The organism is Tenggerimyces flavus (assembly GCF_016907715.1).
GTDB lineage: Bacteria > Actinomycetota > Actinomycetes > Propionibacteriales > Actinopolymorphaceae > Tenggerimyces > Tenggerimyces flavus.
Map to the genome: position 1 here is coordinate 919,618 of NZ_JAFBCM010000001.1, position 22,782 is coordinate 942,399.

18 protein-coding genes are annotated in these 22,782 nt (G+C 69.6%); 7 read left to right on the top strand and 11 right to left on the bottom strand.

Annotation, left to right across the window (positions count from 1 at the left end; genetic code table 11):
* Window positions 1-5 precede the first annotated feature (5 nt).
* The 7 genes from JOD67_RS04430 to JOD67_RS04460 all read right to left on the bottom strand — a co-directional run bounded on the left by JOD67_RS04430 (window position 6) and on the right by JOD67_RS04460 (window position 7,001).
* Window positions 6-1,331 (bottom strand): dihydrolipoamide acetyltransferase family protein, encoded by a 1,326-nt coding sequence (locus JOD67_RS04430; protein ID WP_205115498.1) that lies wholly within the window; start codon window positions 1,329-1,331, stop codon window positions 6-8.
* Window positions 1,332-1,346: 15 nt separating this feature from the next.
* Entirely contained in the window at window positions 1,347-2,327 is a 981-nt protein-coding gene (locus JOD67_RS04435; protein WP_205115500.1) for an alpha-ketoacid dehydrogenase subunit beta, read from the bottom strand.
* On the bottom strand, window positions 2,327-3,451 hold the full coding sequence (gene pdhA / locus JOD67_RS04440; RefSeq protein WP_205115502.1) for a pyruvate dehydrogenase (acetyl-transferring) E1 component subunit alpha: 1,125 nt from the start codon (window positions 3,449-3,451) through the stop codon (window positions 2,327-2,329). Before pdhA ends, JOD67_RS04435 begins: the two co-directional genes overlap by 1 nt.
* A 395-nt stretch (window positions 3,452-3,846) precedes the next feature.
* Window positions 3,847-4,971 carry a CaiB/BaiF CoA transferase family protein gene (locus JOD67_RS04445; protein WP_307782270.1) on the bottom strand — a complete coding sequence of 375 codons (1,125 nt, stop codon included), beginning with the start codon at window positions 4,969-4,971 and terminating at the stop codon, window positions 3,847-3,849.
* A 101-nt stretch (window positions 4,972-5,072) separates the two neighbouring features.
* Complete coding sequence (locus JOD67_RS39820) at window positions 5,073-5,645, bottom strand: hypothetical protein (RefSeq protein ID WP_239553718.1); 573 nt, start codon at window positions 5,643-5,645, stop codon at window positions 5,073-5,075.
* Entirely contained in the window at window positions 5,642-6,223 is a 582-nt protein-coding gene (locus JOD67_RS04455) for a SatD family protein (RefSeq protein WP_205115512.1), read from the bottom strand. The genes JOD67_RS39820 and JOD67_RS04455 overlap by 4 nt, the downstream gene beginning before the upstream one ends.
* A 79-nt stretch (window positions 6,224-6,302) precedes the next feature.
* The gene (locus JOD67_RS04460) at window positions 6,303-7,001 is read right to left on the bottom strand and encodes a DUF3159 domain-containing protein (protein ID WP_307782271.1); all 699 of its coding nucleotides are present in this window, start codon (window positions 6,999-7,001) and stop codon (window positions 6,303-6,305) included.
* Between the two features lie 132 nt (window positions 7,002-7,133).
* Between JOD67_RS04460 and JOD67_RS04465 the strand changes: the two genes are divergently transcribed.
* Together JOD67_RS04465 and JOD67_RS04470 are read left to right on the top strand one after the other, a co-directional pair.
* On the top strand, window positions 7,134-8,534 hold the full coding sequence (locus JOD67_RS04465) for an Nramp family divalent metal transporter (RefSeq protein ID WP_205115517.1): 1,401 nt from the start codon (window positions 7,134-7,136) through the stop codon (window positions 8,532-8,534).
* Window positions 8,535-8,603: 69 nt separating this feature from the next.
* Window positions 8,604-9,692 (top strand): histidinol-phosphate transaminase, encoded by a 1,089-nt coding sequence (locus JOD67_RS04470; RefSeq protein WP_205115518.1) that lies wholly within the window; start codon window positions 8,604-8,606, stop codon window positions 9,690-9,692.
* Window positions 9,693-9,752: 60 nt separating this feature from the next.
* Here the strand turns inward: JOD67_RS04470 and JOD67_RS04475 are convergent, their stop codons facing one another.
* Together JOD67_RS04475 and JOD67_RS04480 are read right to left on the bottom strand one after the other, a co-directional pair.
* On the bottom strand, window positions 9,753-11,615 hold the full coding sequence (locus JOD67_RS04475; protein ID WP_205115519.1) for an ABC transporter ATP-binding protein: 1,863 nt from the start codon (window positions 11,613-11,615) through the stop codon (window positions 9,753-9,755).
* A complete protein-coding gene (locus JOD67_RS04480; RefSeq protein WP_307782272.1) occupies window positions 11,612-13,360 on the bottom strand; it encodes an ABC transporter ATP-binding protein in 1,749 nt (582 codons plus the stop codon). The genes JOD67_RS04475 and JOD67_RS04480 overlap by 4 nt, the downstream gene beginning before the upstream one ends.
* 1,578 nt (window positions 13,361-14,938) lie before the next feature.
* On the opposite strand from JOD67_RS04480, the gene JOD67_RS04485 reads away from it, so the two are divergent.
* Window positions 14,939-15,610: a PadR family transcriptional regulator gene (locus tag JOD67_RS04485; RefSeq protein WP_205115524.1), complete on the top strand. Its 672-nt coding sequence runs from the start codon at window positions 14,939-14,941 to the stop codon at window positions 15,608-15,610.
* Here JOD67_RS04485 and JOD67_RS04490 read toward each other — a convergent pair.
* Complete coding sequence (locus tag JOD67_RS04490) at window positions 15,597-16,172, bottom strand: ASCH domain-containing protein (protein WP_205115525.1); 576 nt, start codon at window positions 16,170-16,172, stop codon at window positions 15,597-15,599. The genes JOD67_RS04485 and JOD67_RS04490 overlap by 14 nt on opposite strands.
* Before the next feature lie 100 nt (window positions 16,173-16,272).
* On the opposite strand from JOD67_RS04490, the gene JOD67_RS04495 reads away from it, so the two are divergent.
* The 3 genes from JOD67_RS04495 to JOD67_RS04505 all read left to right on the top strand — a co-directional run bounded on the left by JOD67_RS04495 (window position 16,273) and on the right by JOD67_RS04505 (window position 21,194).
* Entirely contained in the window at window positions 16,273-19,584 is a 3,312-nt protein-coding gene (locus JOD67_RS04495) for a serine hydrolase domain-containing protein (protein ID WP_205115527.1), read from the top strand.
* Window positions 19,585-19,834: 250 nt separating this feature from the next.
* Complete coding sequence (locus tag JOD67_RS04500; RefSeq protein ID WP_307782273.1) at window positions 19,835-20,275, top strand: low molecular weight protein-tyrosine-phosphatase; 441 nt, start codon at window positions 19,835-19,837, stop codon at window positions 20,273-20,275.
* Between the two features lie 31 nt (window positions 20,276-20,306).
* Window positions 20,307-21,194 (top strand): fructosamine kinase family protein, encoded by an 888-nt coding sequence (locus JOD67_RS04505; protein ID WP_205115528.1) that lies wholly within the window; start codon window positions 20,307-20,309, stop codon window positions 21,192-21,194.
* Here JOD67_RS04505 and JOD67_RS04510 read toward each other — a convergent pair.
* Window positions 21,169-21,876: a PIG-L deacetylase family protein gene (locus JOD67_RS04510; protein ID WP_205115531.1), complete on the bottom strand. Its 708-nt coding sequence runs from the start codon at window positions 21,874-21,876 to the stop codon at window positions 21,169-21,171. The genes JOD67_RS04505 and JOD67_RS04510 overlap by 26 nt on opposite strands.
* 129 nt (window positions 21,877-22,005) lie before the next feature.
* Between JOD67_RS04510 and JOD67_RS41035 the strand changes: the two genes are divergently transcribed.
* Window positions 22,006-22,764, top strand: a complete 759-nt coding sequence (locus tag JOD67_RS41035; RefSeq protein WP_205115532.1) for an aminoacyl-tRNA hydrolase — start codon at window positions 22,006-22,008, stop codon at window positions 22,762-22,764.
* Window positions 22,765-22,782 lie beyond the last annotated feature (18 nt).

Here is a 22,782-nt window from a genome sequence, read left to right on the forward strand (position 1 = left end):
CCGGTTCAGGCCAGCAGCAGGGCGTTCGACGGGTCGCTCATGATGCTCGCGACGTCGGCCAGGAAGCGGGATCCCTGCTCGCCGTCGACCAGACGATGGTCGAACGAGAGCGAAAGCGTGGTTACCCACCGCGGCACGACCTCGTCGTCCACGACCCACGGCTGCTTCTTGATCGCGCCGAACGCGATGATGCCTGACTCACCAGGGTTGAGGATCGGCGTTCCGCCGTCGATGCCGAACACGCCGACGTTGGTGATCGTGAACGTCGTTCCAGCCATCTCCGCGGGCTGCGTCTTGCCCTCGCGGGCGGTCGCGGTGAGCTCGCCGAGGGCACGGGCGAGCTCGGACATCGACAACCGGTCGGCGTCCTTGATGTTCGGCACGACGAGCCCGCGCGGAGTCGCCGCGGCGATGCCGAGATTGACGTACTGCTTGAAGATGATCTCCTGTGCGGCCTCGTCCCACACCGAGTTCAGCTCCTGCGTGCGGCGCAGCGCGATCAAGCACGCCTTCGCGAGGACGACCAATGGCGAGACCTTGAGGTCGCGGAAATCCCGGTGCTGCTTGAGTTTCGCGACCAACTCCATCGTCGCCGTGGCGTCGGTCGTGATCCACTCGGTAACGTGCGGGGCGGTGAACGCGCTCTGGGTGACAGCTTGCGCCGTCATCTTGCGGACGCCACGGATTGGGACGCGCGTCTCACGTTCGCCCGCGGCGATGGGGATCGGCGCTGCCACGACGGCGGCGGCCGCCGCGGGTGGCGCGACGTGCGACTGGACGTCCTCGCGGCTGATGGTGCCGTTCGGCCCGCTCGGCGTCACCACGCGCAGGTCGACGCCGAGATCCTTGGCGAGCTTGCGTACGGGCGGCTTCGCCAGCACGGGGCCGCTCGTCGCCACCGGCACGGCAGGCGCCGTGGGCGCGGCGGCGACTGGCGCCGGCGCGTCTGTGGTCCGGGCCCGGCGCTTCGCCGAGGTGGCGCGCGGGCCATACCCCACGAGGACCGCGTGCCGCTCCTGGTCCGCCTCGGTCTTGGGTGCGGGCGGTGTCGGGACGAACTCCTCCGGCGACTGCGGCGGTGGAACGGACTCGTCCCCGACGCGGAAGATCGGCGTACCGACCGGAACGGTCTGGCCCTCCTCGACCAGCAGGTCGGTGACCGTACCTGCCCAGGGCGACGGCAGCTCGACGAGCGCCTTCGCGGTCTCGACCTCCACGATGATGTCGTTGACGGCCACCGTGTCGCCCGGCTTGACCTTCCAGGTGACGATCTCGGCTTCGACGAGACCCTCGCCGACGTCCGGCAGCTTGAACTCGCGTACCTCACTCACTGAGCTGATTCCCTTCTAGAACGCGAGCGTCCGGTCGACGGCGTCGAGCACCCGGTCCAGGTCGGGCAGGTAGTCCTCCTCGAGCTTCGCGGCGGGGTACGGGGTGTCGAACCCGCCGACGCGCAGCACCGGAGCCTCCAACGAGAAGAAGCACTGCTCGGTGATCCGCGCCGCGAGCTCCGCGCCCAGGCCGAGCGTCATCGGCGCCTCGTGCACGGTGATCGCGCGGCCGGTGCGGCGTACGGACTCGTACACCGGCCCGAGGTCGAGCGGCGACAACGTCCGCAGGTCGATGACCTCCAGGCTGCGGCCCTCCTCCTCAGCGGCCGCGGCGGCCTCGAGGCAGGTCTTCACCATCGGGCCGTAGCAGAGCAGCGTGACGTCGGTGCCCTCCCGTACGACGCGCGAGGCGTGCAACGGGAACGGCGCCTGCGTCGCGGACGTGTCGATCTCGGCCTTCTCGTAGTAGCGCCGCTTCGGCTCGAAGTAGATGACCGGGTCGTCGGACGCGATGGCCTGCTGCAGCATCCAGTACGCGTCTTCGGGGTTGGAGACGGCGACGACCTTCAGCCCCGCGGTGTGGGTGAAGTAACCCTCGGGCGACTCCGAGTGGTGCTCGACCGCGCCGATGCCACCGCCGAACGGGATGCGGATGACGATCGGCATCTTCAGCCGGCCGCGGGAGCGGAAGTTCATCTTCGCTACCTGGCTGACGATCTGGTCGTACGCCGGGTAGACGAAGCCGTCGAACTGGATCTCGCAGACGGGCCGGTAGCCGCGCAGCGCGAGGCCGACCGCCGTACCGATGATCCCGGACTCCGCGAGCGGCGTGTCGATCACGCGGTCCTCGCCGAAGTCCTTCTGCAGCCCGTCGGTGACGCGGAAGACGCCGCCGAGCTTGCCGACGTCCTCGCCCATGACGAGCACCTTGGGGTCGTCCTCCATCGCGCGGCGAAGTGCGGCGTTGATGGCCTTGGACAAGACGAACTGTGGCATCAGTGCACCTCCGCCTGCGCAGCGAACGACGCGTGGTACTTGACGAACCACTCCTTCTGCTCCACGAGCTCCGGAGTCTGCTCCTGGTAGACCAGATCGAAGATCTTCGCCGGATCGGGGTCGGGCATCGCGCGGGTGCTGCTGCGGAGATGCTCGGCCAGCGTGTCGGCGTCGGCCTCGACCTGCTCGAAGAACGCCTCGTCGGCGAGTCCGTTCCGCACGAGGTATGCCTTGACGCGGGCGAGCGGGTCCTTGAGCTTCCAGTGCTCGAGCTCGTCGGTGAGGCGGTATCTGGTCGGGTCGTCGTTGGTGGTGTGGGCGCCCATGCGGTAGGTGAACGCCTCGACCAGCACCGGGCCGCCGCCGTCGCGGGCCTGCTGGAGCGCGGCCTTGGTGACGGCGTACGTCGCGAGGACGTCGTTGCCGTCGACGCGTACGCCGGGGAAGCCGAAGCCGCTGGCGCGCCGGTAGAGGGGGATCCGCGACTGCTTCTCGATCGGCTCGGAGATCGCCCACTGGTTGTTCTGGATGAAGAACACGACCGGGGCGTTGAAGACCGTGGAGAAGATGAACGCCTCGTTCACGTCACCCTGGCTGGTGGCGCCGTCGCCGAGATAGGCGACGACCGCGGTGTCGCGCTCGGCGTCGTTCGTCCCGACCAGGCCGTCGCGCTGGACGCCCATCGCGTAGCCGGTGGCGTGCAGGGTCTGGGCGCCGATGACGATCGTGTAGAGGTGGAAGCCGAACTCGGCGGGATCCCAGTTGCCGTGGTCGACGCCGCGGAACAGGCCGATCAGCGCGAGCGGGTCGACGCCGCGACACCAAGCGACGCCGTGCTCACGGTACGTGGGGAACACGTAGTCCTGCTTGCGGAGGGCTCGTCCCGAGCCGATCTGGGCGGCTTCCTGTCCGAGCAGCGAGGCCCAGATGCCGAGCTCGCCTTGGCGTTGCAGCATGAACGCCTCGGTATCGATCCGGCGGGTCATCACGAGGTCGTGGTAGAAGCCCTTGATCGCGTCGTCGTCGAGATCGAACGCGTAATCGGGATGCTCGCGCCGCTCACCCTCGGGGGTGAGGAGCTGAACGAGCTCGGGCTCGTCGCTTCGCGCGTACGGTGCCGTCAAGGTGTGGCCCTCCTTCGTGCCGTCGGTGTCGCGGGATCACCGCGCACCCTTGGCGGGAAGCGTGTTGCGCGCCGCCGTGCTGCCGACCGCCTGTAGGCGTGACAGGGACGGAGCGTCTGGCCATAACGTACCCACGGCGTCCTGTCAGCGCACCTGGGACCGCCGACTCGTCCCTCCAGCATCGAGCATGTGCCGGAACCGACACCATGTCGAAGCCACACCGTTACCGAGCCGGTTTGTGGTGTTGGTTCCACACAATGTCGCACGCCCGACTTTCGGGTGTCCGACTAGTTCTTATGGTCGCAGCCCCGGCTCGCTCAGTTTCGCCGCACGCCACCGTCTGTTCCGCGACGTCCGGTGGCCTTCTGGGGCTTCTTCGACGAGCCGGACTGCGACTACCCGATCGCCTTGATGTCGATCAGGCCGTCGATCTCCTCTTCCGGGAAGCCCCAGTCGACCAGTGCTTCGCGGGTGTGTTGGCCGGGGTACGGGGCGGGGCCCTGGACGGCGCCGGGGGTGCGGGAGAGGCGAGGGGCGGGGGCGGGTTGGGGTGTGCCGGCGATGTCGACGAAGGACTTGCGGACCTTGTGGTGCGGGTGTTTCGGGGCTTCCTCGAGGCTCAGGACGGGCGTCACGCAGGCGTCGGTGTTGCGGAACGTCTTCGCCCAGTCGTCGCGGCTCTTGGTCGCGAAGATCTCCGCGAAGCGCGCCTTCGTCGCGGGCCAGTGGTCGCGGTCGTGCTGCGGCGGCAGGTCGTCCGCCCGGAGGCCGAGGCCGCGGAGGAGCTCGGCGTAGAACTGGGGCTCGACCGCCCCCACCGCGACGAAGCGGCCGTCGGAACAGGCGTACGTTCCGTAGAACGGGGCGCCGCCGTCGAAGATGTTCGTGCCGCGCGGGCCGGGCCAGCCACCCGACGACCGCAGGCCGCGGACGAACGCCGCCAACAGGCCGGCGCCCTCGGTCATCGAGGCGTCGACGACCTGGCCGCGGCCCGACTGCGAGCGTTCGTGCAGGGCGGCGAGGATCCCCACCACCAGCAGCATTCCGCCGCCGCCGAAGTCGGCGACGTAGTTGATCGGCGGTGCGGGCGGACCGTCAGCAGGGCCGATCGGGTCCAGCGCGCCGGCGATCGCGAGGTAGTCGATGTCGTGCCCTGCCGCCTGCGCGAGCGGCCCGTTCTGCCCGTATCCCGTCATCCGCCCGTAAATCAGCCGCGGGTTGGCGGCGAAGCAGTCGTTCGGCCCGATGCCCAGGCGTTCGGTCACGCCCGGCCGGAAGCCCTCGATCAGCACGTCGGCCCGCGCCGCCAGCCGGAGGACGACGTCGACGCCGTCGGGGTTCTTGAGGTCGACCGCGATCGAACGGCGACCCCGCCCCAGCGGGTCGGGAGGCGGCGAAGCGGGCGGCGTCGACGGGAGATGCGCCACGCGGTCCACCCGCAGCACCTCCGCGCCGAGGTCGGAGAGCATGGTCGCGGCGAACGGGCCGGGCGCGAGGCTCGCGAGCTCGACCACCCGCACGCCGGAGAGAGGGCCACTAGCTTTTCCGGGGTCCCCGCGAAATCGTGGCTTGTACTGATCACCGACGGGTGGGCTCGCACGGAACGATTTCGTGGGGTGGTTCATCGGAGCAGTATCGCGACACCCGCGCAGGATGCGGCCCAGAGCACGCTGGTGAACGTGCCGATGATGAACCGTTCGGCCGCCCCAGGTGCGCGCAGCTCGTTGTACCGGCCGACGCCCTTGAGGCCGAGCACGAGCGCGATGCCCTCGGGCATGCCGACCAGGATGCAGGCGGCGATCGCGGCGCGTTCGAGCGCACCGATCCACAGGCCGCCGGCGAGGATCTCGCGCTGCGTCGGCGGCGAAGGCTCGGCCGGGTCGAGCGTCTCGGTCGGGCGGCTGACGCCGGATACGCCGGACTGCTCGGCGCCGCGGAGGACCGCGGTCGTCACCGGGCCACCACCGAGGACGGCGATCGCGATCGCCAGCGCGGAGCTGGCACCGACACCGACGGAGTTGAGCGGTTCGTCGCTCGCTCCGGCGAAGATCGCCGCGACCGCGAGGACAACGGCGGGAACGATCGCGACCAGCCACCAGGGCAGCGCGTCGATCCTGGCGCCGAGGTGGGGCAGCCAGCTGACCACGCACGCCGCGGTGAGGAGCGTGAGCAGGATGACGGTGAGCGCGATCACGCGTCCGCCTCGGCGAGCAGTCGCTCGGCGAGCGGGCGGGCGCGGCGTTCCTCGTGCCAGAGCGCGGCGCGGAGCCGTTGGCTCACCGCCTGAGGAGTGATCCCCAGCCGCCGCGCGACGTCGCGTTGGGTCCGTTCGCCGTCCATCAGGTCGACCACCTCCCAGCCTTCGGGGCTGCGCCGCTGCACCACCGCGGCCAAGAGTCCCAGGAGTGCCTCCGCATCGCCAGCCTCCGCCCGCATCGGGCCGGTGACGGCGACCCCGCGCGGCGCCGACTTCGCGCGGTCGACGGCGTCGCGGGCGTGGTGGAACGCTGGCCCGTTCGCGGCTCGGACGCTGGCCGGGATCGGCTGCAGGACGGGACCGAGGCCGACGCCGATGTTCCAGCGGTCCTCCCGCGCGAGCTCGAGCACGAGCCGGACGACCTGGGCGTAGTCGTCGAGCAAGGCCTGGACCTCGTCGCCGGCGGTGCGTTCGAACGTACGGACCAGCCGCTCGTCGCCCAGGCTGGCGAGCACCTCGTCCACCCGGTCGCCCACGCGGCGACTGGCTCTCTGGTCGACCGTCAGCACGATCACGTACTCAACGATGGGGCCTTGATTCGTACGAATCAAGGCTTTGAACTTGCTGGGTGCCAAGCTTCCATGCCACGGCGACCTAGGGAGCAGGGGCGTCCGCGGGTGGATGGGGGTGGCGGAAGCCGGGGTGGCCCTTCGGCAGCGCACGGATCAGCACCACGCCCGAGACGGCGACGCAGGCGGCGACGAGCGGCCAGCTCATCGCGACGCGGGCCACGCCGAGCGCGACGACGGCGGCCTCGCTGTCGTACAGGTAGTCGTAGAGGTAGAGCGCGCCGAAGACGAGGACGCGCAGCGCGTACTGGGCGACCCAGACCCACGAGGCCATCGAGTACGCGCGCACCAGCGAACGGTCCTTGCGCCAGCGCGTCTTCTGCCCGAGCAGCGCGCCGACGATGACGCCGAGCAGCGGCCAGCGGAGCACGATGCTCACCGCCCAGGCCAGCGTGCTCGCGGCGTTCGCGGCCAACTGGACAAGGAAGAAGTCGGCCGCGCGCCCCGTACGTACGACGACGATCGACGCGACCGCCACCCCGAGCAGGCCCACCAGCACGGCCCGCGGCTTGTCTCCTCGAGAGACCCGATAGCCGGCCACGCCGAGCCCCACGACGACGGCAACGAGCGCGCCCCAGCCGACCGAGCGCGACGTCAGCAGCCACGTCACCACGAACGCGACCGGCGGCAGCGTCGCGTCGATGCCGGCCTTGCGACCTCCGAGCAACGCACCCAACGACTCCGACGAGGCGGAGCTCTGGGGTGACCCCTCCCGCAGCTGCACGGAACCAAGCCTGCCCTAACCAGGCAACCGAGACCCACAAGACCTACAGATCCGGGCGCCGACCTGCTACAAACGAGACAAGTCGTCTGATGTTCCAGCTCTCCCGGTCACCCAAGACGAGGGATGTGAGCCATGGCCACCGACGTAGTTCGTCCCGCGGATCCGTACCACCTCACGGCCGACGGCATCAAAGAGCCGCCCAAGGGCTGGCGACCCAGCCTCCGCTATCTCGGGCCGGGCCTGATCGTCAGCGCCTCGATCGTCGGCTCCGGCGAGCTCATCGCCACGACCGCGCTCGGCGCCGAGGCCGGGTTCGCGATCCTCTGGATGGTGATCGTCAGTACGACCGTGAAGGTCGCGGTGCAGATCGAGCTCGCCCGCTGGACGATCTCCACCGGCGAGCCCGCGCTGACGGGCTACAACCGCGTGCCGCCGAGGTTCGGCCGGATCGGCCTGGTGAACGTGCTGTGGATCCTGCTCGCGCTGTCCAAACTGCTCCAGCTCGGCGGCATCGTGGGCGGCGTCGCGGTCGCGTTCAGCATCCTGGTGCCGTTCGGCGGAGACCCGCTCGGCCGGCTGTCCCTCACGATTTGGACGGCGATCGTGGTGTTCGCCGCGATCGTGTCGCTGATCTCGAACCGCTACAAGCTGATCGAGCGCGGCGCGTTCTTCCTCGTCGTGGTGTTCTCGATCGTGACGGTCGCGATCGCGATCGGGCTGCCGTTCACGCCGTTCGCGTACGACGGCAGCGATCTGCTCGGCGGGCTCGCGTTCCAGATCCCGGTGGGCGCCCTCGGCGCGGCGGTCGCGATGTTCGGCATCACCGGGGTCGGAGCGGACGAGATCACGTTCTACACGTACTGGTGCGTGGAGAAGGGCTACGCCCGGTGGGTCGGTCCCCGCGACGACAGCCCGGAGTGGGCGGCGCGGGCGAACGGCTGGATCAAGGTGATGTACAAGGACGCGTTCGTGTCCTGGGTCATCTACACGTTCGCCACGCTGGCGTTCTTCATCATGGGCGCGGCGGTGCTCGAGCCGCGCAACCTGGTGCCGGTGGGCAACGAGATGTTGACGACGCTCTCGCGGATGTACACCGACACGCTCGGCGAGTGGGCGAACGTCGCGTTCCTCCTCGGCGCCATCGCTGTGCTCGGCTCGACGCTCTGGGCCGCCCTGCCCAGCTGGGCGCGGATGTACACGAACGTCCTCGCCACCCTCGGCGTCCTGGACTGGAAGGACCCGGCGGCCCGGCAGCGCTGGATCCGCGGGTTCATCATCGTGCTGCCACTGCTCTGGGGCACGGCGTACCTGCTGATCAGCTCGCCGGTCGTCATGGTGCAGATCGGCGGTGTCGCCACCGGCATCTTCCTGCTCGCGGTCGTCGTCGCGGTCTGGTACCTGCGGCAGAAGGAGGTCGACCCGCGGGTGTACGGCGGGCGGGCCTTCAACACCTTGCTGGTGGTGAGCAGCGCCGCGATCGGCCTGCTCGGGCTGTACACACTTCTCAGCGTCTTCGGCTTGTCCATCGGCTGAGTTGGGCAACTTGTAGGCCCCCAGAAGCGGCGATTCCGGCGGCCGTACGCGCGGTCCTATCGTGCGGACATGACCGCCACGCCGCGTACGCCACGTACTCGCTCCGCGTTGGTCGGAGTGCCCACGTACAAGCCCGGCCGGCTGCCCACGCCAGCCGCGGACAAGCCGACGTACAAGCTGTCCAGCAACGAGAATCCGTACGCCCCGCCGGAGGAGCTCGTCGAGGCGGTGCGCGGCGCGGCAGCCGGGACGAACCGCTATCCCGACCTGGCCTGCCGGCGGCTGGTCACCGAGCTGAGCACGCGGTTCAACGTGCCGTTCGACAACTTCGCGGTCGGCACCGGCTCGGTCGCGCTGCTCTACCATCTGCTGCAGGCCACCTGCGAACGCGGCGACGAGGTCATCTACGCCTGGCGGTCGTTCGAGGCGTACCCGATAGCAGCTCAGGTCGCCGGCGCCACCCGCATCGAGGTCCCGCTCGCGCCCGGCGCGCGGCACGACCTGGACGCGATGGCGGACGCGATCACCGAGCACACGCGGGCGATCATCGTCTGCACGCCGAACAACCCGACCGGTCCGGTCATCGGCCACGCTGAGCTTTCCGCGTTCCTCGCGCGGGTGCCGTCCGACGTGCTCGTGGTGATCGACGAGGCGTACGTGCAGTTCATCCGCGACCGCGAGGCGGCCGACGGTCTGGCGTTGTATCGGGACCATCCGAACGTGTGCGTGCTGCGGACGTTCTCCAAGGCGTACTCGCTCGCGAACCTCCGTGTCGGCTTCGCGATCGCGCACGAGCCGGTCGCGGCCGCGATCCGCGCGTGCACGCCGCCGTTCGCCGTGTCGACCGTCGCCGAGGACGCCGCGCTCGCGGCGCTGGCGGCGGAGGAGACGCTGTTCGAACGGGTCGAGCTGCTGGTGAAGGAGCGGTCCCGGGTGCTCGACGCGCTGCGCGGGCAAGGCTGGGACGTACCGACGACCGAGGCGAACTTCGTCTGGCTGTCGCTGGGCGAGCGGACGGACGAGTTCGCGATGACCTGCGAGGCCGAAGGGATCGTCGTCCGCGCGTTCTCCGGCGACGGGTGCCGGGTGACGGTGGCCGAGCCGGAGCCGAACGACCTCTTCCTCGACGTCGCCGCCCGCTGGATGGCGAAGGGCTGAGACGAGAACGCCGCCGACGCCCCAGGTGGGAGGCGCCGGCGGCGTTCTTCGTTGCTCGGGCTAGCTGAGACTGTCCAGCCAGGCCTGGTGCAGGTCGGCGAACCGGCCGTGCTGGCCGATCAGCTCGTCCGGCGGACCGTCCTCGATGATCCGGCCGTCCTGCATCACCAGCACCCGGTCGGCGATCTCCACCGTCGAGAGCCGGTGGGCGATGATCAACGCCGTACGGTCGGCGAGGATCGTGCGCAGCGCCCGCTGGACCAGCCGTTCGGACGGCACGTCCAGCGACGAGGTCGCCTCGTCCAGGATCAGCACCGCCGGGTCGGCGAGGAACGCCCGGGCGAACGCGACCAGCTGCCGCTGACCGGCCGACAACCGCCCGCCTCGCTTGCCGACCTGGGTCTCGTACCCGTCCGGCAGCGCGGAGATGAACTCGTGCGCGCCGATCGCTCGGGCCGCCGAGATCACCTCACCCATCGAGGCGTCGGGACGCCCGAAGCGGATGTTCTCCGCGACCGTTCCGGTGAACAGGAAGTTCTCCTGCGTCACCATCACGACGGCCTTCCGCAGCGTCAGCTCGTCCAGGTCACGCAGCGAGACGCCGTCCAGCGTCACCGCGCCCGAGGACGGGTCGTAGAACCGCGACAGCAGCTTCGCCAACGTGGTCTTGCCCGCACCGGTCGCGCCCACGAGCGCCACCGTCTGGCCGGCTGGCACCTTCAGGTCCAGGTGCGGCAGGATCGGCCGCCCCTCGACGTACCCGAACTCCACGCCGTCGAAGTGCACCTTGCCGCGCGGGTGAGCGAGCGCGACCGGCTCCTTCGGCTCGGCGACGACCGGCTCCTCCTCCAACACGCCGGACAGCTTCTCCAGCGCGGCCGAGGCCGACTGGAACGTGTTGTAGAACTGCGAGATCTCCTGCATCGGCTCGTAGAACTGCCGCAGGTAGAGCAGGAACGCCGCGAGCACGCCGACGGTCACCGCGTCCTGGAAGATCAGGTAGCCGCCGTACAGCAGGACGATGGCGATCGTCACGTTGCCGATGGCCTTGATCCCCGGCATGAAGAGCGCGACCAGCCGCATGCTCCACATGTTCGCTTCGCGGTAGTCGGCGTTGACGTGCTCGAAGATCTCCTGGTTGCGCGGCTCGCGGCGGAACGCCTGCACCGCGCGCATGCCGCCCATCGACTCGACGAAGTGGATGATCACCAGCGCGACGGTCTCCCGCGTACGCCTGTATGCGACGTTCGACTGCCGCCGGAACCAGCGCGTGAGCAGCCACAGGATCGGTAGCGGCAGCAGCGCCACGACGCCGAGGTGGACGTCGAGGACGAGCAGCAGCACCGCCGTACCCACCAGGGTGAGCACCGCGGAGACCAGCCCGTCGAACCCGGACTGGAGTAGCTCGTAGATCGCGTCGATGTCGGAGGTCAGCCGCGAGATCACCCGTCCGGACGTGTACTTCTCGTGGAACGACAGCGACAGCTTCTGGAAGTGGTTGAACACCCGCCGTCGCAGCTCCAGGAGGATGTCCTGGCCGATCCGCCCGGACATCTGCAGGAAGATCTGCCGCGTGATCGCCTGCGCGATCGTCGCGAACAGCACGACGCCGACGACCGTGAGTAGGACCCGGATGCCCTCGCCCGCCGCGATCGGCGGGATGCCGCGGTCGATGCCGACCTTGATCAGGTACGGGATCGCCAGCCGTGCGGCGTTCTCCATAACGACGACCGCGATGAGCAGCGCGATCGCCTTCTTGTGGGGGCGGATCAGGTCGCCGAGCAGCTTGCGCGACCGTTCCCGCAGCAGCAGTGAGGTCTGCTCGGTCAGGTCGTCCTGGTTCTCGGCGGAGACTCCGCGCCAGCTCTGTGGCTCTGGCTCCTTCTCGCCGTCCTGGGGAGTGGTGTCGACTTGCGCGGTCATGAGAGCACCCCCTCGGCATCGAGATCGTCGGCATCCTGGGCGAGGAGCTCGCGGTAGGCGGGCACCTTCGCCAAGAGCTCCTGGTGGGTGCCGACGTGGGTGATCGTTCCGCGTTGCAGGAGCGCCACCTTGTCGGCGAGCAGAACGGTCGACGCGCGGTGCGCGACCACGATGCCGGTCGCCTGCTCGAGCACCCGGCGGAGCGCCTCCTCGACGAGCGCCTCGGTCTCGACGTCGAGCGCCGAGAGCGTGTCGTCGAGGACCAGGATCTTCGGCTCGGTCAGGACCGCGCGGGCCAGTGCGAGCCGCTGCCGTTGACCGCCGGACAGCGACATGCCCTGCTCGCCGATCCGCGTGTCCAGCTTCCACGGCAGGTCGTAGACGAACATCGCCTGCGCGACCTGCAGTGCTTCCCGGATGTCCTCATCGGTGGCGTCCTGCCGCCCGAGCGTGAGGTTCTCCCGCACGCTCATGGAGAACAGCGTCGGCTCCTCGAATGCGGTCGCCACGACCGACCTCAGCGCGGGCAGCGTGAGGTCGCGTACGTCGTGCCCGTCGATCGTCACGCGGCCGGCGGTCACGTCGTACAGCCGAGGAACGAGCGCCGTCAACGTGGTCTTGCCCATCCCCGTCGCGCCTACGACCGCGACGGTCTCGCCTGGCTTGACCTCGAGCCAGACGTCGTGCAGAACGTCGACATCGCTGTCGGGGAAGTGGAAGCCCACGCCCTCGAACCGCAGATTCCCACGCGGGTTGTCGATGGTCTCGGTCCCACCCTGGATCGAGGGCTCGGTGTCGAGCACCTCCTGGACCCGGTCGGCCGCGGTCATCGACTCCTGGCCCATCGCGAGGATGTGCCCGAGCGAGGCGATCGGCCAGACCAGCTGGAGCATCAGGGTGGTGAACGCGACGAGCGTGCCGAGCGAGAGGGCCTGCGTCCCGACCGCGAGCGCGCCGGTCAGCAGGACGAGCGCGAGGGCTACGTTCGGGATGAAGCCGAGGAACGTCCAGAACCTCGAGCTCAGCCGTACCTTCTCCATCGACGTGCCGTACAGGTTGCGCGCGCCGTCGTCGAACGTGTCGAACATGTGATGCCGACGCCCGAACGCCTTGATCACGCGAATGCCGGTGGCACCCTCCTCGATCAGCGTCGCCAGGTCGCCCTGCTCGTCCTGGACCTTGCGGGAGATGCGGATGTACTTCTTCTCGAACCGGAGGGAGAGGAACACGACCGGCACGGCCATCGCGGCGACGAGGACGCCGAGCGGCCAGTACATGTTGAGCAGCAGGATCGTGACGGTGACCAGCTGGATGATGTTCGTGACCAGGAACAGGATCCCGAACCCGAGGAACCTTCTGATCACGGACAGGTCGGTGGTCGCGCGGGAGAGGAGCTGGCCGCTCTGCCAGCCGCCGTGGAAGCCCATCGGGAGTCGCTGCAGGTGGGCGTACAGGTCGTCCCGGATCGCGGTCTCCAGGCCGAGGACCGCGCGAGACTGGATCCACCTGCGGACGAAGATCAGGAACGCCTCGAGGAAGCCGAGGAGCGCGGCGACTCCGCCGAGGAGGAGAAGTCCTTGGCTGTCGCGGTTGGCGATCGGGCCGTCGATGATCTCCTTGGTCACCAGCGGGATCGCCAGGCTGGCGCCGGTGCCGATGAGAGCTGCGGAGAACATGAAGACCAGGCGGCCGACGTACGGCCGGAGGTACGACTTCAGCCGCCACAGTGAGTCGAGGCCGTTCAACTGTGGGCGGAGTCTTGGTGACTTGGCGGGGGCGGGCATGTCTGTGGGCGGCGCGCTGCTATCTGAAGGCATCTTCGGGCGGGCAACTCCTCACCTGATCGAGCTGGAAAGGCCTTTCCAGGCCAGTAGTACGGCTCACCTGTGGTGCAACAAGTGAGCCCAGACAAGCTTATTCCGTGAGGACAACCGATTTCCCGAGGCAACCACATCTCGGGACGCGGCACCGCGTGCCACGTGTCCGCATCAGGCCGCACGGGTGATTCCGGACCTCTGGCGACGGGAGGGGCGCCGAAAGTGTGGGGTGGGGACACCTGCCCGCCCGGCTTCATCGACACCACAAGAGACCGGGGAAGCCCCCACAAGCGACCTCAGCACGGCTGCAGACCCCAGCAAGAAGGAACCTCCCCCGGGACACCTGTTCCGGGGGCCGGGGGCGGCGCGTTTGAAACTGGTGGCCGGGCCGGGACGAGTCAAAGGCCGCTACGCGGTCGCGAAGCGACGTCGCCCCTCTGCGAAGCCGCCGCGACGCCCTTGACGCGCCCCGGACCGGCCACCACCATCGACCGCCGCCACAGACCCGAGAGCACCAAACCCAGCGGAGCGCCCGTCACGACTGACCTGGTTGAAGGTCACTTTGCCCATGAAGAGGGCGTTCCGGGAGCGCTCGAAGGGGCGGGGAATGCCCCCTTGGTGTGCAAAGTCGCGATGCGGGACGATCAGCCGAGCGCCGGCGGGCAGGGACGCGACCAACACGGCAGCAGAGCGCCGAGGCGGCTTCGAATGAAGGTGCCTTCATTCAAAGCGTGGCGGGTGGCGAGGTGGCCCACGGTGCTGGTGTGACGGGTGGCAGGTGGCGGGGCGCCAGTGGCGGGATGGCGGGGGCGCCAGTGGCGAGTGCCAGCGCCAAGTGATGGGTGCCAGGCGGCGGTTGCCAGGTGCCAGCAGCGGGGTGTCAGGCGGCGGGCGGCGGGCGGCGGGCGGCGGGCGGCGGGCGGCGGGCGGCGGGCGGCGGGCGGCGGGCGGCGGGTGCCGGAGTGCCAGGTGCCGGAGTGCCAGGTGCCGGAGTGCCAGGTGCCGGAGTGCCAGGTGCCGGGGGTGGCCAGGTGCCGGGGGTGGCCAGGTGCCGGGGGTGGCCAGGTGGCGAGGTGGCCCGCGGTCCCGGTGAGGCGAGGTCCGGCTGGGTGAGGGGCACCCCGGTCCCAAAGGCCGGCCCACCCGCCGTCCACTCCTCAACGCCGCAGTGATCATGAAGCCGAACCAGTCATATACGCCGGGTCTGCTTTCATGATCACGTTCATGATCACGGGCAGGTGGCCGGGGCTTCGAGTGAGGGAGCCGAGTGGCTCGAGGCAGTCGCGATGTGGTGAGCGATAGTCGGTTCGTGCGGGCCGAGCCCTAACTCGTCCAGAGAATCTTCCCCACCGCGCCAGCCACGTCTCTGCAGGTCAACGCCCTCTTCGGCGCCATCAGACCCAGGGCGAGCCACGAAACTTCAATCGCCACTCTTGCCTAACGACACGTTGCCGATATATCGTTACCTCAACGTCAACAACACTACTCGATATATCGGGAGACATCATGACACGCAGATTCCCTCCTCTCAACGATCTGGCCGCCGCGTTCGGTGCCTTCGCGGGCACCGGCGCACCGGGGCCACGAGGTCACAGGGGTGGTGGCCACGGCCATCGCGGTGGGTTCGGGCCCGGTTGGGGTCGTGGACCCTGGGGCGGCGGCCGCGGTGGTTGGGGGCCTCCGTTCGACTTCCCCGGCCGAGGCCCACGGGCCAGGCGCGGGGACATCAAGGCGGCGATCCTCCACCTGCTCGCCGACCGGCCGATGCACGGCTACGAGATGATCCGCGAGCTGCAAGAGCGCAGCAACGGCGTCTGGAAGCCGAGTGCCGGGTCGATCTACCCCACGCTCCAGCTCCTCGAGGACGAGGGCCTGGTCACCGCGAACGAGGAGAGCGGCAAGAAGCTCTACTCGCTCACCGACTCCGGTCGCGAGACGATCGGTGGCGACGAGCCGAACGCGGCGCCGTGGGAGGAGTTCGCCGACCTGGCGAACTCGCCGTACCACCAGCTCCGCGTCACCATGGGCCTCCTCGCGGCCGCCGGGCAGGCAGCCCACGCGGCGAACGAGGACCAGCTCAAGCGGATCGTCCAGACCCTCAGCGAAGCCCGTTCGAAGATCTACCGGATCCTCGGCGAGGAAGACCCTGAGACCAACGAGGGCACTACAGCCGAGTAAGGATCACTGATCCTCGAGGCGAGATCCGGTACCCCACCGGCAAGCTCTCGGTAAGACCCAGCTCCTTCAACTTCCGCACATCGCGCTTGAAGACCAGGGTCTCCAACCCCAGGCCAGCAGCGAGGTCCGGGGCCCGCACACCGGGTTGCGACGCAATGAGTCGCAAGTACGTGGCGGTCCACGGGCCTCTACTGCTGGCCTTGTCGATGCGCGCCAGCCGTTCCAGGATCGCGCCCACCTCGTCCTCCGACAGCTCGGAGTTCTCCCGCAGCGCCGCCCGGGGATCGTCGCCGGCGTAGCGCAGCTTCACCTTCCACAGCGGCCGGTCCGGGTGGATCGCCTGCTGCTTCAGGAACGCCTCGCGACTGGCGAACCCCGCCTGCTTGATCGCCCGGTCCGACACAGCCTCGAGCTTGACCTTGCGTACGTCGAGCACCTCGAGCACACCGACCTGGGTCCGCAACCGAGTACCCACCACCACGCGCGGCCGGTCCCAGCGCCGGAACGCGAGCGAGACCTTGCCGGCCACGATGCCCTGCAGCACGGGGAGTTTGATCAGCACAGGAACACACTCTGTACCAACCAAGGTGTATCTGGCACTACCAAGACCGGCCCGGCAGCAGGATGTCTCCGCTACCCCCTCCGCTCCTAGCGTCGAAGACATGAAACGCCACCGCTTGCGTACGGCCGCGGCGATCCTCGCGACACTCGCGATCGCGAGTACGACGGTCGCCACCGCCCACGCCGAACAGTCAACTCCACAAGGACAAACTCAGCTAGCCCGCGGCCTGGAGTCCGTCGTCAGGGACGGTGCCATCGGCGCCCAGGGCGAGGTACGCGTCGGCAATCGCCGCATCGTCGCCACCGCCGGCGTGGCCGACCGCGAGACCAGGAAGAAGATGCCGGCGAACGGCTACTTCCGCGCGGCGAGCAACACCAAGACGTTCACCGCGACGATCGTGCTGCAACTGGTCGGCGAGGGGAAGTTGAGCCTCGACGACACCGTCGAACGCTGGCTCCCCGGCGTCGTCCAGGGCAACGGCAACGACGGCAGCCGCGTCACCGTTCGCGATCTGCTGCGCCAGACGAGCGGGCTTGCCGACTTCTCCGACGACGTCCTGGCGCTGCGGTCGGAGAAGGACTACCTCGCGCATCGGTTCGACCACTTCGAGCTGGCGGACATCGCCGCTGCCGCGATGAAGCGGCCGCCGAACTTCTACCCCGACGGCAAGCGGTGGAAGTACAGCAACACGAACTACATCCTCGCCACGATGGTCGTCGAGAAGGTCACCCGGAACGACTGGTACACCGAGGTGCAGGACCGCATCCTCACTCCCCTCGGCCTCGCGAACACCTTCCCCGCGCGCGACTACCCGTACCTTCCGAAGCCCTCGGCGCACTCGTACGAGCGGTTCGCGGACGGCCAGCCGCTGGTCGACGTGTCCGCGTTCAACCTCTCGGTCATCAAGGGCGTCGGCGACCTGATCACGACGACCGAGGACCTCACCACGTTCTTCACCGCGCTGGCGGGCAGCAAGCTGCTGAAGCCCGCGCAGTGGGCGGAGATGACGAAGACGGTCAAGGCCGACGCGTTCGAGGAACTGCTGCCGGTCGGCGGCTACCGGTACGGGCTCGGCCTGTCCTGGAACCCGCTCACCTGCGGCGGCGGGTACTGGGGTCACGGCGGCGACGGCGCCGGCTTCACCAGCCGCACCGCAGTCACGCCGGACGGCCGCCGCGCCACGCTCTACACGTCCACCACGTTGAACACCCTCGACCAGCACCGCAAGCTGCTCAGGGTGCTCGACATTGCCCTGTGCGACGCGCCCAAGGCCACCGCGCAGGCGGCAGCGGCGACCACGTCCTCGTACGGCAAGACCGACCTCGCCGGCGACTTGCGCAAGGTCGTCGCCGCGGGCGTCACCGGTGTGCAGGGCGAGGTGCGTTCCGGCCCCAACTCCACAATCGTCGCGACCGCGGGGGTCGCGAACGTCGACTCCCACAAGGCGATGCCGGAGAACGGCAACTTCCGCGCCGCCAGCCACACCAAGACGTTCACCGCGACGATCCTCCTGCAGCTCGTCGGCGAAGGCAGGCTCAGCCTGGACGACACCGTCGAACGCTGGCTCCCCGGCGTAGTGAAGGGGAACGGCAACGACGGCCGCAAGGTCACCGTGCGCCAGCTCCTGCAGCACACCTCCGGCATCCCCGACTACGCCGGCGACGTCGTCCCGCACGACGCCGCGACCTGGCAACGGGACCGCTTCAAGCACTGGGACCTCGCCGACGTGGTCGAGGTGGCGATGAAGCACGAGCCGAGCTTCGAGCCGGGCACGAAGTGGGAGTACAGCAACACGAACTACGCGCTCGCGACGATGATCGTGCAGAAGGTCACCGGCCGGGATTGGTACGCCGAGCTCGACCGGCGGATCCTCGAGCCGCTCAGGCTGAAGGACACGTTCGCGCCGCGCGACAACCCGTACCTACCCAAGCCGCACGCGACCGGCTACACGAGGTTCGCGGAGAACGGCCCGCTGGTCGACACCACCGCGTTCAACTCCTCGGGCGGCAAGGGCGCGGGCGACCTCGTCTCGACGACGAAGGACCTGACCACGTTCTACACCGCGCTCGCCGGCGGCAAGCTGCTGAAGCCCCAGCAATGGACGGAGATGACGAAGACCGTCAAGGCCGACGCGTTCGAGGACCTCCTGCCGGTCGGCGGCTACCGGTACGGGCTCGGCCTGTCCTGGAACCCGCTCACCTGCGGCGGCGGGTACTGGGGCCACGGCGGCGACCTGCCCGGCTTCAGCAGCCGCGTCGGCGCGACGTCCGACGGGCGCAGCGCGGGCGTGTATGCCTCGACCTGGTTCGACGACCTGGAGCAGGACCGGCTCACGCTGAAGGCGATCGACCGGGCGCTGTGCGAGGCGCCGGCGCCGAAGTACGGGCGGTCGGCGTTCCAGAACGACCTCGACGCGATCCACGACCTCGGTGTGACCGGCGTGCAAGGTCGGGTTGACACCGGAAAGCGCACGCTCGTTGGCGAAAGTGGTGGCGTTGACACCGATGGCTACTTCCGGTTGGGCAGCGTGACGAAGCCGATGGTCGCGACCGTCATGCTGCAGCTCGTCGCCGAGGGCAAGGTCGGCCTGGAGGACACCGTCGAACGCTGGTTGCCGGGCGTGGTGAAGGGGAACGGCAACGACGGCAGCAAGGTCACCGTCCGGCAGCTCCTGCAGCACACCAGTGGAATCCACAGCTACACGAGCGAGCTGCCGCTCGACTCCGAGCAGGACTACTACGCGCACCGGTTCGACCATTACGACTCCGAGGACCTGATCGCGATCGCGCTGAAGCACCGGCCGGACTTCGCGCCGGGCACCAGGTGGTCGTACAACAACACCGGCTACGTCCTCGCCGGGATGATCATCGAGAAGGTCACCGGCAACCCGTGGGACGCCGAGGTGCAGAACCGGATCCTCAACAAGCTCGGCATGCGTGACACGTTCGCGCCGGGCGACTACCCGTACCTGCCGGGCACGCACGCGCGGGGCTACCAGCAGTACGAGGAGAACGGGAAGCTCGTCGACGTCACCGTCTACTCGCACTCGTGGGCGAACGCGGCCGGCGCGCACCTCACGACGGCGGCTGATGTGGAGAAGTTCTGGCACGGCCTGCTCGGCGGCCGCCTGCTGAAGCCCGCTCAGCTGGCGGAGATGAAGAAGACCCGTCCGGCGGAGGAGTTCTGGGACGTGTGGCCGGGCGCGGGGTACGGGCTGGGCCTGATGTGGGTCCCGCTCGAGTCCGGCGGCGGCTACTGGGGCCACGGCGGTGACACGCTCGGCTTCAAGACGCGGTCCGGGATCACGGCCGACGGTCGGCGGTCGATGGTGCTGTCGCTGAGCACCCAGCTCGCCAGCCCGGAGTCGGACTTCCTGGTCAACCGCCTCGCCAACCGCGCGCTGCGGCCGTAGCTCGGACCGCTTTGGGTCGGGGGCACCCTGGTCCCATAGGTTCGGACCGGGGTGCCCCCGACCCAACTCCCGGCGGCGACGACGGCGACGGCGGCGGCGACGGCGGCGGCGACGGCGGCGGCGGCGGCGACGGCGGCGGCGGCTGTTTGGGTGAGGGGCACCCTGGTCCCATAGGTTCGGACGAGGGTGCCCCCGACCCAACCGCGGCTGGTGGGGCAGCCACCTCACGAGAGCGAGAGGGTGCTTGCTGGTGCGTATCCAGCTCGTCTGCTTGGGCAACATCTGCAGGTCGCCGATGGCGGAGGTCGTCCTCCGCCATCGGCTGCTTACTGCCGGTCGGGACGACGTCGAGGTGGAGAGCACCGGCATCGGGTCGTGGCACATCGGCGAGCTCATGGATCCCCGGGCGCGGCAGGCGTTGAAGGAGCGCGGGTACGACGGCACAGCGCACCGCGCCCGGCAGTTCGACGACGACCACCTCGCGCAGGCCGATCTGATCCTCGCGATGGACCGTTCGAACCTCGCCGCCCTGCGCCGGAAGGCGCCCGGCGACGAGCGGATCCGGCTGTTCGGGTCGTATCTGACGGACGAGCCGGAGGTGCCAGACCCGTACTACGACGGCGGGTTCGACCGGGCGTTGGACCTCATCGAAGCGGCCACGGCCAAGCTGGTCGCCGCGCTGAAGGTTTGACGCCCCAGCGCGACAGGAGCAGGATCGCCCGATGGCACGCCTCGCCGGCATCGCCGCCCATGTGGCCGCGCTGCTCGGCACGCAGGTTCATTCGACCAGTCCGCTGGCCGGCGGAGACATCTGTCTCGCCACCCGCGTTCGGCTGACCGGCGGCCGCAGCGTCTTCGTGAAATCCAAGGCCGGCGCACCCGAGGGCTTCTTCGCCACCGAGGCGCGCGGCCTGGAGTGGCTGGCCGAGGCGGGCGAGGGCGCCGTCCGTACGCCCAAGGTCCTGGCGCACGACGCCGAGTGCCTCGTGCTGGAGTGGATCGAGACCGCGAAGCCGAGCCGGGACGCCGCCGAACGGTTCGGCCGGGCGCTGGCAGCCACGCATCGCAGCGGCGCGGACGGGTTCGGCGCCTCGGCGGACGGGTTCACCGGAACGTTGGCGCTGCCGAACGAGCCCGCGGAGACCTGGCCGGAGTTCTTCGCCGCGCGGCGAATCGAGCCGTTCCTGCGTTCGGCATTCAACCGCGGCGCGCTCGAGGGCGGCGACGCGAAGGCGATCGTCCAGGTGATGGACCAGCTCGCCGAGCTGGCCGGCCCGCCTGAGAAACCGGCGCGGCTGCACGGCGACCTGTGGTCGGGCAACATCGTCTGGGCGACCGATGGCCAACCCCGCTTGGTGGATCCGGCCGCGTACGGCGGGCACCGCGAACAGGACCTGGCGATGTTGACGCTGTTCGGCGCACCGCAGCTGGACCGGATCGTCAGTGCGTACGACGACGCGTTCCCGCTCGCGGACGGCTGGCGCGACCGGCTGCCGATCTACCAGCTGCACCCGCTGCTCGTCCACGCGACGATCTTCGGCGGCGGGTACGGCGCCCGCGCAGGCGCCGCCGCGCGCGAGATCGTCAGCGCGCCAAGAGCTCGAAGCTGATCTTCGGCCGCGCGCCTTCCTCCGCCACGCACACGCGGGTCAGGAACTCGCGCGCGTAGGCCACCGGGTCGACGTCCTCGCTCGCGTTCAGCCCGCGGATGTACGCGGCGTGGGCGGCCAACGAGTGGACGGCAGCCTCGAACGTGTCGGCGATGTCGATCTCGTGCGTAGGAGTGGGCGAGCCGGCGATCGCCGTCCAGCGCACGCCGTCCCACGGCTCGTCGTCGCCGGGGAAGAGCCACCGGTTGCCCGCGGAGGTCGTCGCGTCCAGCAGCGCACGGCCGAGCACGCGGTGGTCGGGCGTGTTCCAGGCCCCGTTCCCCCACGTCTCGCGGTGGTTGAGCGTCACGATGAGCTCCGGCCGGTGGCGCCGGATCGCGTCGACCAGATCGCGACGGAGCGGCAGGCCCTCCTCGATCACGCCGTCGTGGTGGTCGAGGAAGTCGACCACGTCCACGCCGACGATCGCGGCGCTCGCGCGCTGCTCGGCTTCCCGCAGCGGCGCGCACTCGTCGGGCGGGATGCCGTCGATGCCGGCTTCGCCGCGGGTGGCGAGCACGTACACGACGTGCTTGCCGGCCGCGGTCCAGGCGGCGATCGCGCCGGCGGCGCCGTACTCGAGGTCGTCAGGGTGGGCGACGACGGCGAGCGCGCGCTCCCAGTCGGTCGGCATCTGTTCCATGGGTCGCAACCTTATTCGCGGCCGGCTCGTCGAAGAAGCGGCCAATGTCGGGCGGTCAACGACCGCCACACCGAGTCGAAACTGAGCGAGCCGGCCGCGACATGATCGCAGTCCGGAATGATTGAACGTGTGACAGAAGCCAGCCTCGCCGCGATCGACCACTGGCGCTCGCACTGGCGGGCAGCCGAATGGGTCGAGCGCGCGGACCGCGACGTAGGCGAGCCGTGGTCGTTGCCGCTGGTCGTACGCGCGGAAAAGGCGTCGCCGCCCGATCATCAGCACGCGATGTACGCGGCGGCACGTTCGGTCGTCGCGATGCTGTCCTCGCCGGGCGCTGAGCCGGAAGGCCCGTGGTACCCGGCGATCCAGCGCTGGGCGGACGGGTTCATCCGCAAGGTCACACGCCGGGCGCGGGGCGTGCGCTGGCCGGAGGTGCAGGACCTGGCCGGCGTGACCTGCGCGGTCGGCACCGCGGAGGTCCGGGCGCTGCTCCCCCACCGGGTCGCGGCGCCGCCGGTCGTGGTGTCGAAGCTGCAGGTGGCGGGGCTCGACCTCGAGGCGGATCCGGAGCTGGCGCTGTCGGTCGAGCCGGTCGACGCCGAAGGTCCGGTGCTGACGATCGCGGTCGCGCCGGGGTTGGCGATGACGACCGGCAAGGCGTGCGCGCAGGTCGGGCACGCGGCCCAGCTCGGGCTGATCGAGCTCGACCGCGACCTGGTGTGGGCGTGGGCGTCGGGCGGGTTCGCGTTGCGGCTGGTGTCGAACGCGGAGGCATGGAAGCGGCTCGGCGACCGGAAGGTACGGGCGGCCGTCGTCCGGGACGCGGGCTTCACCGAGGTGGCGCCGGGAACGGTCACGTGCGCGGCCACTTTCGACCAGCTCTCGTGAGCGCGGGCTCCAGTTAGG